The sequence below is a fragment of the Clostridium algoriphilum genome (assembly GCF_020443705.1).
Lineage (GTDB): Bacteria > Bacillota > Clostridia > Clostridiales > Clostridiaceae > Clostridium_AD > Clostridium_AD algoriphilum.
In genome coordinates this window covers 1-18,326 of the sequence record NZ_JAIZZK010000046.1, presented here as the reverse complement: position 1 = coordinate 18,326, position 18,326 = coordinate 1, and the positions used below count along the sequence as shown (strand labels likewise).

22 protein-coding genes and 1 pseudogene are annotated in these 18,326 nt (G+C 30.3%); 9 read left to right on the top strand and 14 right to left on the bottom strand.

The annotated features are described in order from the left end of the window. Both LGK95_RS19905 and LGK95_RS19900 read right to left on the bottom strand, forming a co-directional pair. On the bottom strand, window positions 1–342 hold a 342-nt coding region (locus LGK95_RS19905), incomplete at its 3' end, for an electron transfer flavoprotein subunit beta/FixA family protein (RefSeq protein ID WP_404814481.1). 212 nt (window positions 343–554) lie between these two features. Then, window positions 555–1,259 carry a FadR/GntR family transcriptional regulator gene (locus LGK95_RS19900; RefSeq protein ID WP_226126659.1) on the bottom strand — a complete coding sequence of 235 codons (705 nt, stop codon included), beginning with the start codon at window positions 1,257–1,259 and terminating at the stop codon, window positions 555–557. A gap of 356 nt (window positions 1,260–1,615) precedes the next feature. On the opposite strand from LGK95_RS19900, the gene LGK95_RS19895 reads away from it, so the two are divergent. Beyond that, window positions 1,616–2,659 carry a PocR ligand-binding domain-containing protein gene (locus LGK95_RS19895; protein WP_226126658.1) on the top strand — a complete coding sequence of 348 codons (1,044 nt, stop codon included), beginning with the start codon at window positions 1,616–1,618 and terminating at the stop codon, window positions 2,657–2,659. Between the two features lie 59 nt (window positions 2,660–2,718). Here the strand turns inward: LGK95_RS19895 and ahbB are convergent, their stop codons facing one another. The 4 genes from ahbB to nirJ1 are packed head-to-tail and all read right to left on the bottom strand — an operon-like array spanning window position 2,719 to window position 5,872. After that, window positions 2,719–3,192 carry a siroheme decarboxylase subunit beta gene (gene ahbB, locus LGK95_RS19890; protein WP_226126657.1) on the bottom strand — a complete coding sequence of 158 codons (474 nt, stop codon included), beginning with the start codon at window positions 3,190–3,192 and terminating at the stop codon, window positions 2,719–2,721. 4 nt (window positions 3,193–3,196) lie between these two features. Beyond that, entirely contained in the window at window positions 3,197–3,649 is a 453-nt protein-coding gene (ahbA, locus tag LGK95_RS19885; RefSeq protein ID WP_226126656.1) for a siroheme decarboxylase subunit alpha, read from the bottom strand. Next, entirely contained in the window at window positions 3,649–4,653 is a 1,005-nt protein-coding gene (gene nirJ2 / locus LGK95_RS19880) for a putative heme d1 biosynthesis radical SAM protein NirJ2 (RefSeq protein WP_226126655.1), read from the bottom strand. The genes ahbA and nirJ2 overlap by 1 nt, the downstream gene beginning before the upstream one ends. After that, window positions 4,628–5,872: a putative heme d1 biosynthesis radical SAM protein NirJ1 gene (gene nirJ1 / locus LGK95_RS19875; RefSeq protein WP_226126654.1), complete on the bottom strand. Its 1,245-nt coding sequence runs from the start codon at window positions 5,870–5,872 to the stop codon at window positions 4,628–4,630. Before nirJ1 ends, nirJ2 begins: the two co-directional genes overlap by 26 nt. A 231-nt stretch (window positions 5,873–6,103) precedes the next feature. On the opposite strand from nirJ1, the gene LGK95_RS19870 reads away from it, so the two are divergent. Further along, window positions 6,104–6,565, top strand: coding sequence for a redoxin domain-containing protein (locus tag LGK95_RS19870; protein ID WP_226126653.1), 462 nt, complete (start codon window positions 6,104–6,106; stop codon window positions 6,563–6,565). Between the two features lie 120 nt (window positions 6,566–6,685). Here LGK95_RS19870 and LGK95_RS19865 read toward each other — a convergent pair whose 3' ends face one another. From LGK95_RS19865 to argB, 3 genes are read right to left on the bottom strand one after another with little or no spacing between them, the layout of a single operon-like run. Beyond that, entirely contained in the window at window positions 6,686–7,801 is a 1,116-nt protein-coding gene (locus LGK95_RS19865; RefSeq protein ID WP_226126652.1) for a M20 metallopeptidase family protein, read from the bottom strand. Between the two features lie 36 nt (window positions 7,802–7,837). Beyond that, entirely contained in the window at window positions 7,838–9,004 is a 1,167-nt protein-coding gene (locus tag LGK95_RS19860; protein WP_226126651.1) for an aspartate aminotransferase family protein, read from the bottom strand. Then, window positions 9,004–9,879, bottom strand: a complete 876-nt coding sequence (argB, locus tag LGK95_RS19855) for an acetylglutamate kinase (RefSeq protein ID WP_226126650.1) — start codon at window positions 9,877–9,879, stop codon at window positions 9,004–9,006. The genes LGK95_RS19860 and argB overlap by 1 nt, the downstream gene beginning before the upstream one ends. A 187-nt stretch (window positions 9,880–10,066) precedes the next feature. Between argB and argC the strand changes: the two genes are divergently transcribed. Together argC and LGK95_RS19845 are read left to right on the top strand one after the other, a co-directional pair. Next, window positions 10,067–11,107 (top strand): N-acetyl-gamma-glutamyl-phosphate reductase, encoded by a 1,041-nt coding sequence (gene argC, locus LGK95_RS19850; protein WP_226126649.1) that lies wholly within the window; start codon window positions 10,067–10,069, stop codon window positions 11,105–11,107. A 72-nt stretch (window positions 11,108–11,179) separates the two neighbouring features. Continuing rightward, window positions 11,180–11,713 carry a GNAT family N-acetyltransferase gene (locus LGK95_RS19845; RefSeq protein WP_226126648.1) on the top strand — a complete coding sequence of 178 codons (534 nt, stop codon included), beginning with the start codon at window positions 11,180–11,182 and terminating at the stop codon, window positions 11,711–11,713. A 410-nt stretch (window positions 11,714–12,123) separates the two neighbouring features. Here the strand turns inward: LGK95_RS19845 and LGK95_RS19835 are convergent, their stop codons facing one another. From LGK95_RS19835 to LGK95_RS19825, 3 genes are all read right to left on the bottom strand, one after another. Then, window positions 12,124–12,285: a hypothetical protein gene (locus LGK95_RS19835; protein WP_226126646.1), complete on the bottom strand. Its 162-nt coding sequence runs from the start codon at window positions 12,283–12,285 to the stop codon at window positions 12,124–12,126. A 103-nt stretch (window positions 12,286–12,388) separates the two neighbouring features. Beyond that, entirely contained in the window at window positions 12,389–12,631 is a 243-nt protein-coding gene (locus LGK95_RS19830; RefSeq protein WP_404814480.1) for a potassium channel family protein, read from the bottom strand. An 86-nt stretch (window positions 12,632–12,717) separates the two neighbouring features. After that, window positions 12,718–13,092, bottom strand: a complete 375-nt coding sequence (locus LGK95_RS19825; RefSeq protein WP_226126645.1) for a hypothetical protein — start codon at window positions 13,090–13,092, stop codon at window positions 12,718–12,720. A gap of 383 nt (window positions 13,093–13,475) precedes the next feature. On the opposite strand from LGK95_RS19825, the gene LGK95_RS19820 reads away from it, so the two are divergent. Both LGK95_RS19820 and LGK95_RS19815 read left to right on the top strand, forming a co-directional pair. Further along, window positions 13,476–14,021 carry a site-specific integrase gene (locus LGK95_RS19820; protein ID WP_226126644.1) on the top strand — a complete coding sequence of 182 codons (546 nt, stop codon included), beginning with the start codon at window positions 13,476–13,478 and terminating at the stop codon, window positions 14,019–14,021. Between the two features lie 368 nt (window positions 14,022–14,389). Beyond that, complete coding sequence (locus LGK95_RS19815) at window positions 14,390–14,740, top strand: hypothetical protein (protein WP_226126643.1); 351 nt, start codon at window positions 14,390–14,392, stop codon at window positions 14,738–14,740. A gap of 548 nt (window positions 14,741–15,288) precedes the next feature. Here LGK95_RS19815 and LGK95_RS19810 read toward each other — a convergent pair. Then, a pseudogene (locus LGK95_RS19810) lies at window positions 15,289–15,534 on the bottom strand (phage holin family protein); the annotation flags it as partial. A gap of 163 nt (window positions 15,535–15,697) precedes the next feature. On the opposite strand from LGK95_RS19810, the gene spo0A reads away from it, so the two are divergent. From spo0A to LGK95_RS19795, 3 genes are all read left to right on the top strand, one after another. After that, window positions 15,698–16,513 (top strand): sporulation transcription factor Spo0A, encoded by an 816-nt coding sequence (spo0A, locus tag LGK95_RS19805; protein ID WP_226126642.1) that lies wholly within the window; start codon window positions 15,698–15,700, stop codon window positions 16,511–16,513. A 526-nt stretch (window positions 16,514–17,039) separates the two neighbouring features. Then, the gene (locus LGK95_RS19800; RefSeq protein WP_226126641.1) at window positions 17,040–17,177 is read left to right on the top strand and encodes a hypothetical protein; all 138 of its coding nucleotides are present in this window, start codon (window positions 17,040–17,042) and stop codon (window positions 17,175–17,177) included. 113 nt (window positions 17,178–17,290) lie between these two features. Further along, window positions 17,291–17,590, top strand: coding sequence for an ATP-binding protein (locus LGK95_RS19795; protein ID WP_226126640.1), 300 nt, complete (start codon window positions 17,291–17,293; stop codon window positions 17,588–17,590). 373 nt (window positions 17,591–17,963) lie between these two features. Here LGK95_RS19795 and LGK95_RS19790 read toward each other — a convergent pair. Then, the coding region (locus LGK95_RS19790) for a sigma-70 family RNA polymerase sigma factor (RefSeq protein WP_226126639.1) at window positions 17,964–18,326 on the bottom strand (363 nt) is incomplete at its 5' end.

Here is an 18,326-nt window from a genome sequence, read left to right as displayed (position 1 = left end):
TATAAGATCAAATTCACCCATTTTTCGTACACCTTGCGAAATTGTATAAGATGTAGCAAGCACATCTGCTCCTGCAAACTTTCTATCAGAAATTAATGCACCCTCGTCTGCACCCATCATAAATGCCTCGCGAATAACATCCTTTGCTTGTGGTGGTCCCATAGTTATAACCTTTATTATTCCACCTTGTTGTTCTTTAATTTTAAGAGCGGATTCTAATGCGTACAAATCAAATGGATTCATCTTTGAATCTACACCGTCTCTTTTCAAAACACCTGTAACTGGATCAACCTCAACTTTTGAAGTTCCTGGAACTTGCTTTATACAAACTAATATATCCATATATACTTTCCTCCTATATTTTGTATAGAAATTATAAACATTGATTTTATGGTTAGATGGTCTGACCACCTTTACTCTTATAGTAACACACTATTTAGAATATTTCTACTATTGTTAAGCATTTAACAATCTTTATTTTACAAAATTAAGGTAAGCGTAATTTTTTGTTATTACTCTCACCTTAATTTTTATAGATCATTAGATACTTTTCATCATTTTATTTGACTCTTATACTTATTTGCAAAATCCAGATGTTCTCTCATAGCTTGCCTTGCATCTGCTGAATTGTGTTTTTCTATAGCTAAATATATATCATTGTGTTGAGAATAAAGTATTTCCTTATTTCCTTCGTGAATTATTATTAATTTTCTTGCATCCACAATAAAATGATCTACAAGTATTGAAACTGTTCTAAGTATGTTAAATATCAAAATATTACCCGAACATTCTGCAATCTTATAATGGAACTCTTTGTCAATTTCAGCAGTAATAGCCTCCTCCTCCCCCTCAGAATTCATGAATCTTTCAGTAATCTCGCATAATTCATTTAGTTGTCCACTCGTTATTCTCTTCGCAGCAAGTCCTGAAGCCTCTACCTCAAGTATTTTTCTAAGCTCCCATATTGCTTCGGGATTACTTCCCTCAAGCATAAACATAATTGATAATGGTTCAAATAAATTATCTTGGAAACTTGCTTTTATATAACTACCTTCCCCTTGTCTGCACTCTATTAAACCAATAACTTCTAATGCCCTAAGTGCCTCTCGAATAGATGCTCTACTTACCTGTAATTGCTGCACTAAATTTCTCTCTGAAGGGAGTTTATCCCCCTTTGTAAGAGTACCTTTATCAATCATATCTCTTATTTGTTCTATTACTTGTTCATAAACTTTTGTATTTTTTATTGGACTAAACATTTCGCTGCCCTGGATATATCACCAACAGGTTAAATGTAGCACTTTTAATTTTATTCATTATATTTCCTCCTTCTAAGATTCAAGATCCATATATTATATATACTATAACATAATAATTATAGTTTGACAGTGTGTTAAATTATATACAAAGTCTTAATTATTCTATTTTTATAAGGTGTAATAATGTAAATTTAGTAGTTATTAAAAATAAAGAACCGATAAGACTAAAATAATATGCTTAAGTTTTATATTTTTTTATCGAATATATAATTATATTGTAATGAAAACGGATAAATTTACTGAATAAACCTATAAACAATAAAAAAACCACAAATAAGATATTGGAGGAATGTTATATGATAAAAAAATTATTAAATGGTGATTTAGATGTAACCGCACTTGAGATTAAGGATGTTGTTGATATTAAATTACTTCAAACCTTTCAAGATAATTTTGCCACTGCAATGGCAATTGCGAGTGTTACAGTGGACAAGGATGGAACTCCTGTAACTAAATCGAGTTCCTATACAAGCTTTTGTATGGATTTTACACATTCTACAAAAGTGGGAGATGACAGGTGTGCAGTGTCACACAAAAAAGGCGGCGAAGAAGCTGCAAGAATTCGAAAACCATATATATATACTTGTCATGCGGGATTAATAGATTTTGCTGCACCTATATTAGTAGGTGATTATCTAATAGGAACCATTTTAGGAGGACAAGTCTTAACCTCCCATCCAGAAGAATCAAAATATAGAAAAACAGCAAATGAAATTGGTGTTAATGAAGAAGGTTATGTGGATGCAGTTAAGAAGGTTTCTTTAAGTACTGAAAAAAATATAGCAGCTGCCGCAGAAGTATTATATATCGTAGCAAATTCCCTCTCACAAGCTGGCTATGAAAAGCTTAAACTAAGCGTCATGTCCCAAACTCTTGCAGATAACTTTAGTCAAATATCTGCAACTATGGAAGAACTCAGTGCCTCTTCAATAACTGTAACAAATAACCAACATAATCTAAGTGATGAAATCGTTAACGTAAAGAATATATCAATAGAAATAAATACAATATTAGATTCTATAAAAAGTATAGCAGATCAGACAAAAATGCTCGGATTAAATGCGGCTATTGAAGCTGCGAGAGCAGGAGACGCTGGTAGAGGTTTTGGTGTAGTTGCCACTGAAATAAGGTCTTTATCACAAAATTCAAAGGAAACAGCTGTAAAAATATTAGCCCTTACAAAAAAAATACAAGAGTCTGTTGATAAGACTATTGAAACTTCACATGCTACACTTGAAACTACAGAGCAACAGTCAGCTGCTATTCAAGAGGTTACTTCTAATCTTATGGAAGTTACAACCTTATCTGATGAACTAAATTCAATGGCAAATCAAAAATAAAATCAATAAAAATCGTTGTTACATATATTGTAGCAACGATCTTTAAATAATCTATAGATTTATTCTTCTATAAAATACTTCATGCTTATTTTTTTAAGTTCATCAGTGGTATATAGCATTTCATAGTCATTAATATGTACAGCCTCTGCAATTTCCTTAACTACTTTTTCACATCCTTGCCTACTTTCTGCATGAACCATTGTAAAAACATTATATGGCCAATCTGAAAATGTAGGCCGCTGATAGCAGTGGGAAACCTTAGAAAATGATATCATAATTTTACTCACATCACTAATTAGATCCTCCGGAATATTCCACACAACCATTGCATTTGCAATAAACCCAACATTCCTGTGGTTTACAATAGTCCCGAATCTTCGCATAATCCCACTGCTACTAAATTCTTTGATTTTATGCATTAATTCATTTTCTGTAATTTCGAGCTCCTGCGCTATTTCCTTATAAGGCTCTGGCACCAAAGGTAAATCTTCTTGAATTCTGCGAATAATACTCTTATCTAAGCAGCTTAACATATAATCACTCCTTAATATTGAAAACAACATTAATTTTGAATAGCTTTACTACTGGTAGTTCAATTATATCTTTTATACCTGTTTTAATTTTAATTTCATTTAAAAACGCTCTAATGTCTTCAACAGAAGGTGCGATTACTGTAAACCACATATTGTATAAATGATTTCTGATATAATTATGAGTGACTCCATTATTACAGTTTATAAGCTTTGCTACTTCAGTAATTCTGTCTATTGGAACTTTTATAGCACAAAGCGTACTATAGTATCCTAATTTTCTTAAATCAAATATTCCACCTATTCGTTTAATATATCTTTTATCCTTAAGGTCCTTAATAATGTCAATAACCTGCTTCTCTGTGATATCTAGTTCATTCGCAATCTTTAAATATGGCTTAGATTCTATAGGAAAATTGGACTGTATTAAATTAAGCAAATCTTTACTTGTTTTATCCATTACTTTACATTCTCCTTTTCTTCATTTGAATATGAACACCAGTCTTCACCCTCCATATAGTCTCCATCATTATAATATGCTACGCGGGCACGGCAGCCACCACAGGCTTTTTTATACTTGCAAACACCACATTTACCTTTATAATTCATAGTTCTTAATTCTTTAAATATAGGATTACTCTTCCAAATTTCACTAAAAGGTGTCTCACGTACATTACCAATTGGAAGATCTAAATATGCACAAGGTTGTACATCTCCACTTGGGCTAATAATACAATAACTGGTACCTGCTAAACATCCTCTACTAAACCTAGGGTTCATGCCCATTTCCTTTGCAATCATCATAAATTCAGGTGCACAGGTAGGTTTTAATTCTATACTTACATCCTTTTGTTTTAACATTATATCAGTAAGTAATTTCTCATATTGCTCTTGTGGCAATGACTCATCTTCAATATCTGCACCTCTTCCGGTAGGCACTAAGAAAAAAGTATGATGTGCTACTGCTCCCATTCCCACTGCAAAATCGGTTATATCAAGTATTTCATCTTTGTTCCAATTCATTACTGTTGTATGTATCTGAAAAGGTAATTTGACCTCTCTGCAGTTTTTCATTCCTGTAATGGCTTCCCTCCATCCCCCTTCGTAACATCTAAATTTATCATTTTTTTTAGAATGTAGACTATCTAAACTAATTCCAATACCCATAGTCCCTGCACTTTTTAATTTTTGCGCAACTTTCGAAGTTATTAAAGTACCATTACTTCCAAGGACTGGTCTTAGTCCAACTTTTACTGCATGTTCTATTAATTCATAGATATCGGGCCTCACTAAAGGCTCTCCACCTGAAAATACCATTATCTTAAATCCTGCCTTAGCTATTTCATCTATTAATGATTTTCCTTCTGTGGTATTTAATTCGTTCGTATCTTCAACTCCTGCATCTCTATAACAATGTTTACAGTACATGTTACATTTATTAGTCGTGTTCCATGACATGATCATATTTTATGCCCTCCTTAATCATCTTCTTCGAAGCTGCAATATTAACGACTTCGTCTTGTACACCGATTTCTTTATTACTCAAATAACAAGCAGGATCAGATGCCCAAAAATCTCCAGTTACTGATTCAGCTCTCGTTCTAAAATTACCATTACATACACTTAACCATTTGCATTTGCTGCATCTGCCCTTAAGTAGGTCTTTTCTATCCTTTAACCCCTTCATAATTGGGCTTGTAGTGTCTTCCCAGATATCTCTAAATGATCTATCTTTAACGTTTCCAAAAGTATATTGCGATGTAAACTGATCAGCATGTACATTTCCAAGATAATCAACATTTGCAATAGCAATGCCCGATCTATTTCCACCATTCATTTCCATTAACTTAAGTATATTTTGGGACAAGTTAGGATATTTTTTTAATGATTTCAAATAAATGTAAACTGTATCAGCATGATTATCTACAGTGAGTATTTCTGCTTTATCCCCCAGCTCTAAAGTTTTTTCCATAATTAAATCCATTGCAGCTCTAGACTCCGCGTGGGATATATCCTCTTTAATCATTTCGCTTCCTCTCCCTGAATAAACCAAATGATAAAAGCAAACACGATTAATTTTTTCTTCTTTAATGAGGTGAAATATATCCTCTATTTGATCATAGTTGTGACTGTTAATAGTAAATCTTACCCCAACTTTTTGGTTTACTTTTTTACAATTTTCAATTCCACTTAAAGCTTTATTAAAGCAGCCCTTAGTGCGTCTAAATTCATCATGTTTATCCCCAATTCCATCCAAACTAATTCCTACATATCCTACTTCACTTTGTTTAATTCTTCTTGCAATATCCTTGTCAATAAGCGTACCATTAGTAGAAATAGTGCTACGTATGTTGTGACTTCCCGCATGCTCGATAAGTTCAAATAGATCTTCACGTAGTAAAGGTTCGCCTCCTGAAAATAATATTACTGGAACTTTAAAATCATGAAAATCATTAATTAAAGCCATAGCTTCTTTAGTGTTTAATTCACCTTGGTATTTTTTACTATCTGAATTTGCATAACAATGCATACATTTTAAATTACAAGTTTTAGTACAATTCCAAACAACAACAGGTCCACGACCATCACTAACACCATTTTTCTGTTGACTTGCACCATTCACGTACCTTAATTTGTCTCCAAAATTTTCAGTCCCACACAATAACTTAGATACCCCGATCATATTTTATCTCCTCTTCTTGTGAAATTTATCAAAAAATTAAAAGGCATATGCCTATATGTAAATTTTACAATCTAGTAGGATATATGCGTTAATATAAAAATTTATGCTTTACAGTCTCTAAGTTTTTTTAATTTGTATTTGATTTTTAATAAAAAATGATATGTTGCACATAATAAATTATGTCTATATAGAACTATAAAAGTAAATTATAAAAATAAAGGAGGCTAAGTTATGAAATTAATTGAGGTAGGAGAAACTGCGCCCAATTTTTCAATAAAAGGTAATGATTATTCAAATGTGTGTTTATCAGATTTTAAAGGTAAACGAGTATTGCTATCCTGGCATCCTCTTGCCTGGACACCTGTATGTACAGATCAAATGAGAGCTCTGGATAATAATTGGGGAAAATTCCAAACACTAAACACAGTGCCACTTGGTTTTAGTGTAGATCCATGTCCAACTAAGAAAGCTTGGGCATCTGCACTACTTCTTCAAAATTTAATGCTACCTTCCGATTTTTGGCCTCATGGAAAAGTAGCACAGGATTATGGAATTTTTATTGAGGATAAAGGTATATCGGAGCGCGCTAATATAATAATAGATGAAAATGGTATTGTAGTGTGGGTTAAAGTGTATCCTAAGGCTCAATTACCAGATTTAAATGAAGTTTTTGAATTTCTATCTAACATGTAACTAAAAATTACTTCATATACTAAACGCGACAAAACCTCATACTAAATCTTAGTATGAGGTTTTATTTATGATTCTACTGTATATAATTATGTATTATTTCTAAGTCTTATTTAGTATATCTTAATAATCTAAAGAAAGTATAAAATTTGTTATTATATAAATTCCATTTAAGATTGTTTCCTCTGATGCATCAAAATTAGATGAATGAAGGAAGTTGACACCTTTTTTCTTCTCTTCAATACCAAGCCTAAAATGTACTGATGGTACCTCTTCTGAAAAAAATGCGAAATCATCTGCAGCAAATGTTTTTTCTAGCGAAGAAACATTCTTCTGTCCTATAAGTTTTTTTGTAATATCAATAAATTTATTAGTGATTGCTTCGTCACTTATTAAAGGAGGATATTGGAAATCATAATTTAATTCCACCTTGCAACCATATTTTTCTGCACATATCCTGGAATTTTTTAATATATCCTCATATAACTTATTACGAAGTTCATTATTAAAAGTTCTAACAGTCCCTAAAACCTCACACTCTTCTGCTATTACATTGTTGGCATTACCACATTGAATGGATGCGAACGTAATTACATGTGAATCTAGTGGATTATTTTCTATCCTAGATTGTATGTTCATACTCTGAATAAATTCCATGGCTGGATACATTGGATTATTACATAAATGTGGCGCAGCAGCGTGCCCACCCTTACCTACAAATTTTACATGAAAATCATCTACTGAGGCCATAGATGCACCACTTGCAACTTCTATCGTTCCAACTGGTACATTAGGCCATACATGAAATCCAATCATATAATCAACTTTTGGTTTTATTAGCGCACCTGCCTTTATCATCGGGACAGCTCCACCTGTAGTTTCTTCACCTGGCTCAAATATAAATTTAACAACTTTATTTGAACCTAATTTTTTAAGTATAAGTGCGGTTCCTAAAGCAATTGCCATATGATAATCATGCCCACAAACATGAGAAACTCCATTAACAGGTAAGGCATCCATGTCCGCCCTTAGAGCAATGCAATTATCCCCAGAATTTATTGTAGCAACTACTCCGGTTTTTGCAATTTTCTCTGCCTCTATGTTTATGTCTTTTAGAAACTCAATAATGATATCTTGAGTTTTATACTCTTTAAATGCTAACTCAGCGTTAGAATTTAATTTTAACCTCAATTTTTTTATAACATCAATATTTTTTTCTATAAGTTCTTTAATATCCATATTATCACCACCTATATACAAAAGATAAATCTAACTCTAAATTTCTGATATTACTGCTTCAAGTATGTCTAAAGCTTCATCAATCTCAGGTTTTGTTACATTAAGAGGAGGAAGTAATCTTACCACATTATTTCCAGCTGCAATTACAAGCAATCTCTTATCAAAACATGATTTACAGAATTTCTTTGTGTCAGTTTTCAGGCTTATTCCAATTAATAATCCCATACCTTTTATTTCATCTATTATGCCATACTTTTCTTTTATTTTAAGTAATCTTTCTTTTATGTACATACTTTTATCATCAACTTTATCTATAACTCCACCATCTACAAGTTCTGTTAAAACTGCAACACCAACTGCGCATCCAAGTGGATTCCCTCCAAATGTACTTCCATGATCGCCAGGTACAAAAGCAGTTGAAGCTTTTACATTAGTAATTGTAGCGCCTATTGGAAATCCACCACCGAGCCCCTTAGCTAAGCATATTACATCAGGAATAACTGAGAATTTTTTATATGCAAAAAGACTTCCAATACGTCCCATACCACATTGCACTTCATCAAATATTAATAAAGCATCAAATTTATCACATAGCTTTCTTGCCTCTTTTAAGAACTCTATGCTTGCTATATTTATTCCACCTTCTCCTTGTATTGGTTCTATTATAATTCCACATACCTTATCGTCAAAGTTTTTTATTAAATCGTTAATATTGTTAAATTCTACTTTTCTAGTGCCATCTATTAAAGGACGGAAATCTTTTTGATATTTTTCCTGACCAGTAACTGAAAGCGCCCCTATAGTTCTACCATGAAAAGAATTATCCATATATATGAATACATTTTTATCTTTCACATCTTTTAATGTTCCATATTTTCTCGCAATCTTAAGTGCAGTTTCCACAGATTCAGTACCACTATTGCAAAAGAATACCTTATCGTGATCACAGTTATCAACTAACTTTTTTGCTAGCAATTTGTGGGGAGTATTCCAATAGTAATTTGAGCTATGCATAAGCTTACTACTTTGTGTAGTTATTGCATTTATTATAGCAGGATGGCTATGTCCAAGGCAATTAACTGCAACTCCTGATACAAAATCCACATATTCAAGTCCATTTGAATCATAAATTTTACATCCAAGTCCCTTTTCAAAAGTAACGTCATATCTTCCGTAGGTGTTCATTACACAATTTTCTTCCATTAATTCGCTCCTTTTGCTGTTATAATTTTAGTTCCATTATTTTTAATTATATTTAATAATAAGCTGTGTTTTTTTCTTCCATCTACTAAATGAACATTCTTAGTACCCTTATTAATTGCAGCAACACAACATTCTAGCTTTGGAATCATGCCACCATAAATCATACCTTTATTTATATATTCTTTAGTTTCCTCTACAGTTATTGATGATAAAAGCGTCGATGGGTCAGTTATATCTGTGTATACGCCATCTATATCTGTCATAATCAATAACTTTTCAGCTTTTAACACACCGCTTATAGCAGCTGCTGCATAATCAGCATTTATATTGTAACTATTTCCTTCCTTATCAGCTCCTACAGGTGAAATAACTGGTATATAATTACTTTTAAGCAAAGTAATTAATACTTTTGTATTAATACTCGTTACCTCTCCAACAAAACCTATATCAGTTTTTTTGCTATCCTCAAATACAAACTTTTTTTTAGCTTGAATTAAATTACTATCTTTACCACTAATTCCTATGGCATTTAATCCTCTAAGACTTAATATTGAAGATAATCTTTTGTTAACATTACCAGACAATACCATCTCTACGATTTCCATAGTCTCTTGATTCGTAACCCTTAATCCACTTATAAACTTATTTTCGCCACCGGTTTTTTTAACCCATTTGCTAATTAAAGGGCCTCCACCGTGTACTATAACTACTTTAATACCAGCACTTGTCATGAGAGCTATGTCTTCCACAAAGGCCTCCTTAGCTGCATCATTACTCATTATGCTTCCACCATATTTTATAACAAAGGTCTTACCCTCATATTTACTCATTTGCAAAAAATCTTTTTTATTTGAATTAATATTTAATATATTCATTGTAGCCTCCAAACCAAATAATTAATTTTCATTGATTTTATTAATTGTACAACTCTTTTATAAAATGTACAACCGTTTGAATAATTATACATCAACATGAATAAATATTCAATATAATATTGATTTTTTTTAAATTTTATTGTATAATGATTTTTATTAACAAATTTTGAAGGCAAGGTGATACGATATGATTAAAGCAGGTATAATAGGTGCTACTGGCTATGCCGGAGAACAATTGGCATGGTTTTTATACAAGCATCCAGACGTTAGTGTTGAATTTTATGCTTCACATAATTATGCAGGAATGACGTATAATGAAATTTATAATAACTTCAATGGTTATATAGAAGATGTTTGTGTAAACATGGAAACGGCTATAAGCAAATTATCAAGTATAAATGTTCTTTTTACTGCTATGCCCCATGGAAAGACTTTTAAAATAGCTGAAAAAGCATTATCACTTGGTGTAAAAGTAATAGATTTAGGCGCTGATTTCAGGTTAAAATCTAAAGATGAATATGAAGAGTGGTATAAAGTTAAACATGAAAGTGTAGACCTTCTAGCAAGTGCTGTTTATGGTCTAACTGAATTAAATAGAGAATCTATAAAGGGGTGCAACCTATTAGCTAACCCAGGTTGTTATCCTACAGCTACAATCTTAGGTCTTACTCCACTAGTAAAAAATAATTTAATACAACCAAGTTCTATAATAGTTGACGCTAAATCCGGGGTATCTGGAGCTGGTAGATCTGCGAGTATTGCTTCACTTTTTACAGAATGCAATGAATCCATTAAAGCTTATGCAGTTGCCAGTCACAGACATACTCCAGAAATTGAACAAGAACTTAGTAAGGCTTCAATAGGTAACGATATAAAAATATGCTTTACTCCTCATTTAGTTCCTATGAATCGTGGAATATTATCAACCTGTTATGGTTCTCTCACAAAAGCGGTAACTGCAAAGGAACTTATAGCTTTATATAGAGAATTCTACAAAGATGATTGTTTTGTAAAGATTCTTGATGGATTACCTGAAACCAGATGGGTAAGAGGCTCGAATTTATGTCATATTGGAATAAAAGTAGATGCACGTACAAATAGGGTAATAGTAATCTCTGCTATTGATAATTTAATAAAAGGTGCCGCAGGTCAGGCTGTTCAAAACATGAATATTATGTTCGGAATTAAAGAAACTACAGGACTTGATATTATATCTATGGCTCCCTAAAACAAAAGTTGTAATTAATTAAGCATTTTATATAATAACTCACATAAACAATGTGATATTGGGGGTAGATACATGGACAAAATGTTCTTTGAAGTTAGAAGAGCTGTCACTAGTGACATTGAAGAAATACGAATACTTGCAAAAAAATCTTTTAAGTTGTATGCCGAAAATGCAGGAATTACAGATTTGGTTACACCTTTTGATGAAACCTATGATGATGTATATAAAGCTATAGAAACTACTAACGTTTTTGTAGCGCTATCAAACGAAGAAGTTATTGGTAGTGTACGAATCAAAATCGAACCAGATCATACTGCTTATCTCAGCAGATTCGGTGTTTCATCGTTACATCAAAATAATGGCATTGGTAAAATACTAATGAATGCAGTTGATATCTCAATGATAGAATTGGGTGTTACCTGCTTATATCTTCATACTGCATCTAGAATGTTTTCACTCATTAGGTTTTATTATGGAAGATGCTTCTATATAGAATCAACCAATAATGAGCGAGGATATATTAGAGCACTGCTCTGTAAGGAATATCAATCAGAAACAGTTGAAAAATCCATAGATAATATTCACTGCCAAAATGCAGTAATATAAAGGAGTACTATATAAATTATAGTACTCCTTTTTTTATTAACTACTCCACTTGCGTTATTTGTTTATACCTCATATTTTAGCTTATCTATATATATTTTATAATATCATATAATCATTGATATTAAGGCATTTATAGGTATAAAATATTTTTTACAATTAAATATTATCTATTTTTATTTAATTATATTTTATGGAACGGTGGCAATACGGTGGCATTGCCACCATTAGTTTTTTAATTGAATTTGAGCCTAAACAAATCAAAGTACCTGTACTCAACGCTTTAGATGGCACTATAACCTCAAACTCATCACAGAATTGTCTTATAAGATTAACAATGCTCCATCCTACTAGTGTATTTCCACACCTAGTGTATAATATTAATGAAATTTTCTTTGGCAGATTGAGCAAATCTAAATAAAATAGTCTAAAACCTCATTTGATATTGCTGAATGTTGAGCATTAACCGCACTTATATAAATTTCATGCACTGCCCTAACTTCTTCAGTCTTTGGTGTAATTGCCTCTGCACCACTAATTAGTTTTAATGAGTCTGGAATAACCCCATTTATCACTTCGTCATATGTCGTTTTATCATCTTTATAGTTACTTCCAGTAACACTGCTGTATTCCTCATTTTATTTTACATATACTTCACTTTGTTACTTCTTATACAAATTAATATTTTCTTGCTAAAACCGTTATAAAAGATGCAGTGAAGAATACTCCTAAAAGGCATTCTATACAAGTCATACATCTACACCAACCATCTATAGGTTGTACATCTCCAAATCCTACTGTAGTAAAATTAATAATTGAAAAGTATACAGAATCACCAGCTTTGTTTATAATAGGGATTTTATTGATTTGTCTATCTGCATAATCTATATGGATTTCCGAATTACTATTATAAAAGTTCACTTCAGTATTTTCTGTAGCGTTTATTGATATACCTTTAAAATCAATAAAATAAACTACTGAACAAAACGTAATTAATAAAAGAATACTTATTGGGTATTAAATGTACAGTCTAAGAATTCACACTTATCTTTTAAGTTATCAATATTCCCAAAGGTAATAATTGACTCGAAAACGCAACTAAAGAAAGTAAAAAATGATAATATATTAGGACTATTGGGATTGCAAATTTTTACTTCATTTAAAAATATTGATTTTTCCAAATATTTACCCAAAAAAGTTCCAGGTGAATTTAATATATTAGTAAAAACATCATTTAATTCTTTTAGATTTACTGGATTTACAAAAATATAACTAAGCTCTTTTCTACCTTCCATTTCTTTTATATCTCTTAAAATTTTATATTCATAATCTGAAATTGTTATTTTTTGATTACCCTTTAAATCATCAATATGTAATTTCATCTGATTAATATTTTAAATTTACTAACTTGATCTGTATCCATAAAACAATCACTTCCTTGCAATTTGTTTAAATCATGAAATTTATATATAATAAAAAGCATAAAATATAATTTTTCGTATATTGTATGCTTTTATATTATCTATTAATTAAATTAGTTATTAATTATTTTGTAATTTAGTATATTAGGGCATGAGTTTAACACAATACCTATTGTGTTAAACTCACCTAAAACCTTAAGACCATTGAAAATACTATGTTTCTTTGAATAAACCAATGATTTAAATTATAATAATTGAAAATAGTTTAACATAACGTATTGTCTTGTATAACTTAATTTACTATAATGGATTATAAGCAAATATAATTCGGAGGTAAAAAAATAATGAATTTTGTACAACCAATTAGAGATAAAAATAAAATCAAAGAAATAAAAGCTTTGTTATTAAAAAATAATTACAGAGATTTCATTTTGTTTACTCTTGGAATAAATACAGGATTTAGAATTTCAGATATTCTAGAGATTAAAGTGGGTGATGTTAGAAATAAAACTCATATTGCTATTAACGAGAAAAAGACAGATAAATTAAAAAAAGCATATATAAATTCTTCTCTAAAAGAAGAACTTGATAAATACATTTTTGATATGAATGATGACGATTTCTTGTTTAGAAGTCGAGAAGGAGAAAATAAACCAATTAGTAGAGTTAGAGCATATCAATTATTAACTGATGTAGCTAAAAAAGTAGGGCTTGAGGAAATAGGTACACATACACTCCGGAAGACCTTTGGTTATTGGCACTATAGACAGCATAAAGATATTGCACTTCTACAAGAACTATTTAATCATTCTGCTCCTAGTGTAACATTAAGGTACATAGGGATAAATCAGGATGCCATGGATGAATCCCTAGAAAACTTTTATTTATAGGAGAGGTCTCGCCAACATAATTCTGAATCACACCATTAAGAGTCTTATAACATCTACGTAAAGGTAAATACATTTTACGTAGATGTTCATAATTTTTTGTTATGCTTTATGAATACATTTTATAAGCTTTTTTAACCTTACGTAAAGGTATCTCTTTACGTAGGGTTATTTGTTTTAAGATTAAAAATATTATTTATCAGAGTTGTAGAAGCATTTATATTACTTGATTTAAAGTTGTTTCTTTATTCATTTATCCATAATTTCCAATTTTATGGTAATAATAGTATAATTAGATTAGTTTAATATAACTACTACAAGAATATCGAAATAAACGAATGATAAGGCATCCCTACAAGGAGGAAATATTAATGAATGATTCATACTCAGTCATAAATTTTAATCAGACTCTAGCAACTTCAAAAGAAGCAAATTTAATAATTAAGTTTTTTACTGGTATAAAGAACGATAATGATGCTCTACAAATGTTGAAAGATGTACAAGCTCATTACGATAAAAAAGGTGAGTATTTAGAGATCGATGCCGATGTGTTTTGGCGTTATTTACTAAACCGTAAACCATATCAACAAAATATAAGAAAAAGTAAAACTATTAGATACTATGATTTTAAGAAAATAATTAAAATCAAGGAAATAAATAGTTATAAACAATTGGTTGAAGCTGCTAATGATTATAACAATAAATATAAATATTATATATGATTTACACGCCTACAACCCATAGGTACACTGTTTTTATCAAATTTAACTGAAATCTAACTACCGCACTTCCGTTTGCTACTACCGCATTCCCTAATGGAACTTTCCCTACGAGCTACCCTTCCATTCTCAACTAAGCTTGGTATATGAAACTAGGGACTTCTTTAAGGTTATTATGAGCCAACTGTGGGGACGAGAAATAAGACATCAGATAAAGATCAACTTCGAATGTTCATAATGTTTAATCCATTTATAATTAATTAATAAATTATGATAACATTTACATTTCATTTTAAAATATGGTACTAATTGATATATATATTAAATTAAAAGAAAAAGGGGTGGAAATTATGGGGTTACCCGCAATTTTAGGTTTATTAATTGTTATAGGAATTTTAGTATGTATATTTTATGCAGTACCAACAGAGAAATAATATATTTGAAAATAGCCTATTTAAAATCTAATATTTTCATAACATCAACACCATTTATCTTACCATCATGCATCATCTTATTTTTCTTCGTATTATAAAAAAAAAGGCCACTAATATTTATAAGCAAATATTAGTGGCCTTTTTTTTAAAATTACATTGCCTACCAGGTAGTATAGCATCTAGCATTCCAATAACAATTAAAGCTAGTATTTCGCCTATTACGGATACTCCCATTCCAGGAACTATATATTGTGCTGTAAATAATATTATAGCTGCTATTACAAATCCTTTTAATCCCTTACCAAAAGGTGATGCATCAACGCCCATAAGTTTTTCAACTGCATAATCTATTAGGGATATTAGCTGGAATTTAGAAATAATATAGAAAATAGCAAGAAGCATCTTTTATATTAGATATTTCGACAATGTTTTTTAATATAGATCTAAAATAAAAGGAATTACCAATCTTTTGTAGAATTAATAATTATTGGGAATAAAGAACTGAAATGTGAAGGAGATTACAAATATGGAAGAGTCGAAAATAAACATAATCATTGCTGATGACAACAAAGAATTTCGTAATATTCTTAATGATTATCTATCAATGGAAAAGGATATTGTTGTTACTGGTATCGCGGAGAATGGAGTAGAAGCATTAAAATTAATTAAAGAAAAAAAACCTGATTTGGTTGTACTTGATATGATTATGCCTATTCTTGATGGTTTGGGAGTTCTAGAGAAGTTAAATACAATGGATTTAGATCCAATGCCACGTATAATAATACTATCAGCAGTTACTCATGATAAAATAACCCAAAGAGCCATATCACTAGGAGCAGATTATTACGTTGTAAAACCTTTTGACATGGAGGTATTTATTAAAAGAATAAGACAGATGTTAAATAACACTATAGGTAGTGATGATGTAAAAAAAACACCTGCTTATGTTGGTAATACTGATAAAATCAATAAAAATCAACCAGGTGATGGTGATATGATCGCTCAAATAACTAATATTATTCATGATATTGGAATACCTGCTCATATAAAAGGTTATTTGTATTTAAGGGAAGCAATAAATATGTTAGTGAATGATATGAATCTATTATCATCGGTTACAAAAGAATTGTATCCATTAATAGGTGAAAAATTCAATACTACTGCTAGTAGGGTAGAAAGAGCAATGAGGCATGCAATAGAGGTTGCATGGAGTAGGGGACAAGTAGAAACTATTAATAAGATTTTTGGTTATACTATTCGTATTGAAAAAGGAAAGCCTACTAATTCAGAATTTATAGCAATGGTGGCTGACAAGTTAAGATTGCAAAATAAGGTTAGTTAGCTTTTTTCTAGAGAAATTCACCTAATATTAAAAAATTCTTAATATAAATAAAAACCAATATTTTGATTTAACAAAAGAAGCATTGAAAAAAATAATTAAAAGCAACTTGAATAGCCAAATTGCTTTTAATTATTTTTTTATTCCATACTATTAGGCAAGGGTCAAATCATTATTTAGCAAAATATAGATTTATTATGTTGAATGGTTTTATAAAACTAAGGTGGTAGAGATTATAGTTATTAAAAATCTTAATTGTAAAAAACTGCTTTTTTTACCAAATACATAGAATAAATGTGTAAAGTAGTCTATAATAAAATCAAATAACATAAGTTTTTATTAAAAAATCACCTAATAATAAAAATACTGCACTTTGTTGAGTGCAGTATTTTTATTACTAGGTGATCAAGCTAATAAGATTATAACAACTTTTGTTAAGGCTGTTAAGTAGAACTATAATATTAGGCGATGACTATAATAATTTATATTTTTAAAAAAATATACTTAAAATTAAGGAGGATGACTAACAATGGAAAAATCAGATGACTTTATAATAGAAGACAAAAAAAAAACTAAAATGATATCAAAACAAGATCTCATTAAACTACAATTAGCAGAAAAAATGTTGATAGAGGGTTTTGGGAAAGACAATATATTTTTAGATTAGTTAAATAACTAAAGGGCATGATATTTAATTATTTTAATTATTGATTGTTTTAACATTCGAAATATAATTTGTATATTTAAATAAACTATTTATTTAGGAGGAGATTTAATTTAATGATTACATTTAAAAAAATGTGGGATGATGTACTATTACTGTTATCAAATGAAGAATATGTAGATATAAATATTTTAGAAAAATCTAATTACGGATTTGCTGTTGAAGATAGCGATAATATAACTTTTATTACAAAAGATGATTTCTCGAATTTTTGGTGCAAGTTGTTGTACTATAAAAAATTATCTTTAGAACAGAGTTTAGGCAATGAAAAATTAATACCAAAATATATTTACAATATTATAAAACAATTACCTTATATATCAGAAAGTTCTTCGGTAATGCAGTTAATACAGTAATTAAGAAGTTGAATTCTTAATAATAAAATAATCAATTCAATGGATAATCGTGATAAAGAAACAGATTCATTAAGTTAATATAAAATACAAAAGACTATACAGAATTAAGCTGTATAGTCTTTGTATTTTCCCATATACTCTATATAATACTTTGGTCATGTTTTAAGATTAGGGGTACTGGCTTTTGCTTATTTAGGCTTTGCTACGGAGAAACGTTTTTGCAACTACTACGGACTATATAGTCATAGAGCATTATTTAAGACTATAAAAATAGCCACTCTCTTGAGGAGAATGGCTATTAACTATCGCTTACTTCATTCGTACGCTATACTCTATACTATGCAATACTCATCTAAAAAATTCCATACTTTAACTATATATTTATATTGCCCTTATTTAACTCCTTATTAAGCTTCTTTAATACCCTCTGTTCGATTCTAGAAACATAGGACCTAGAAATACCTAAAATCAATGCAATTTCTCTTTGAGTTCGAGGATTGCCATCAAGTAATCCATAGCGCATTTGAATTACTGTTTTTTCTCTAGCTTTTAAAACTATATTTATCTTATTATATAGTTGTTTAGTTTGTATTTTACGTTCGACTATATCACTAATAGAGTCTTTGTCGCTTATTAATACATCAATAAGGGATATCTCTTTTCCATCTTTATCAGTGCCAACAGGGTCCTGAAGGGACATTTCCCCTTTTGTTTTCTTATTGTTGCGAATAAGCAT

What these genes read in the sequence shown, in the direction of transcription:
- LGK95_RS19795 (WP_226126640.1), top strand. Translation starts at nt 17,291, where the DNA reads ATGATTACATTTAAAAAAATGTGGGATGATGTACTATTACTGTTATCA.
- spo0A (WP_226126642.1), top strand. Translation starts at nt 15,698, where the DNA reads ATGGAAGAGTCGAAAATAAACATAATCATTGCTGATGACAACAAAGAA.
- ahbB (WP_226126657.1), bottom strand. Translation starts at nt 3,192, where the DNA reads ATGTTAAGCTGCTTAGATAAGAGTATTATTCGCAGAATTCAAGAAGAT.
- LGK95_RS19800 (WP_226126641.1), top strand. Translation starts at nt 17,040, where the DNA reads ATGGAAAAATCAGATGACTTTATAATAGAAGACAAAAAAAAAACTAAA.
- LGK95_RS19870 (WP_226126653.1), top strand. Translation starts at nt 6,104, where the DNA reads ATGAAATTAATTGAGGTAGGAGAAACTGCGCCCAATTTTTCAATAAAA.
- argC (WP_226126649.1), top strand. Translation starts at nt 10,067, where the DNA reads ATGATTAAAGCAGGTATAATAGGTGCTACTGGCTATGCCGGAGAACAA.
- LGK95_RS19825 (WP_226126645.1), bottom strand. Translation starts at nt 13,092, where the DNA reads ATGAAATTACATATTGATGATTTAAAGGGTAATCAAAAAATAACAATT.
- LGK95_RS19860 (WP_226126651.1), bottom strand. Translation starts at nt 9,004, where the DNA reads ATGGAAGAAAATTGTGTAATGAACACCTACGGAAGATATGACGTTACT.
- argB (WP_226126650.1), bottom strand. Translation starts at nt 9,879, where the DNA reads ATGAATATATTAAATATTAATTCAAATAAAAAAGATTTTTTGCAAATG.
- LGK95_RS19900 (WP_226126659.1), bottom strand. Translation starts at nt 1,259, where the DNA reads ATGTTTAGTCCAATAAAAAATACAAAAGTTTATGAACAAGTAATAGAA.
- LGK95_RS19895 (WP_226126658.1), top strand. Translation starts at nt 1,616, where the DNA reads ATGATAAAAAAATTATTAAATGGTGATTTAGATGTAACCGCACTTGAG.
- LGK95_RS19845 (WP_226126648.1), top strand. Translation starts at nt 11,180, where the DNA reads ATGGACAAAATGTTCTTTGAAGTTAGAAGAGCTGTCACTAGTGACATT.
- nirJ2 (WP_226126655.1), bottom strand. Translation starts at nt 4,653, where the DNA reads ATGATCATGTCATGGAACACGACTAATAAATGTAACATGTACTGTAAA.
- LGK95_RS19815 (WP_226126643.1), top strand. Translation starts at nt 14,390, where the DNA reads ATGAATGATTCATACTCAGTCATAAATTTTAATCAGACTCTAGCAACT.
- LGK95_RS19865 (WP_226126652.1), bottom strand. Translation starts at nt 7,801, where the DNA reads ATGGATATTAAAGAACTTATAGAAAAAAATATTGATGTTATAAAAAAA.
- LGK95_RS19820 (WP_226126644.1), top strand. Translation starts at nt 13,476, where the DNA reads ATGAATTTTGTACAACCAATTAGAGATAAAAATAAAATCAAAGAAATA.
- ahbA (WP_226126656.1), bottom strand. Translation starts at nt 3,649, where the DNA reads ATGGATAAAACAAGTAAAGATTTGCTTAATTTAATACAGTCCAATTTT.
- nirJ1 (WP_226126654.1), bottom strand. Translation starts at nt 5,872, where the DNA reads ATGATCGGGGTATCTAAGTTATTGTGTGGGACTGAAAATTTTGGAGAC.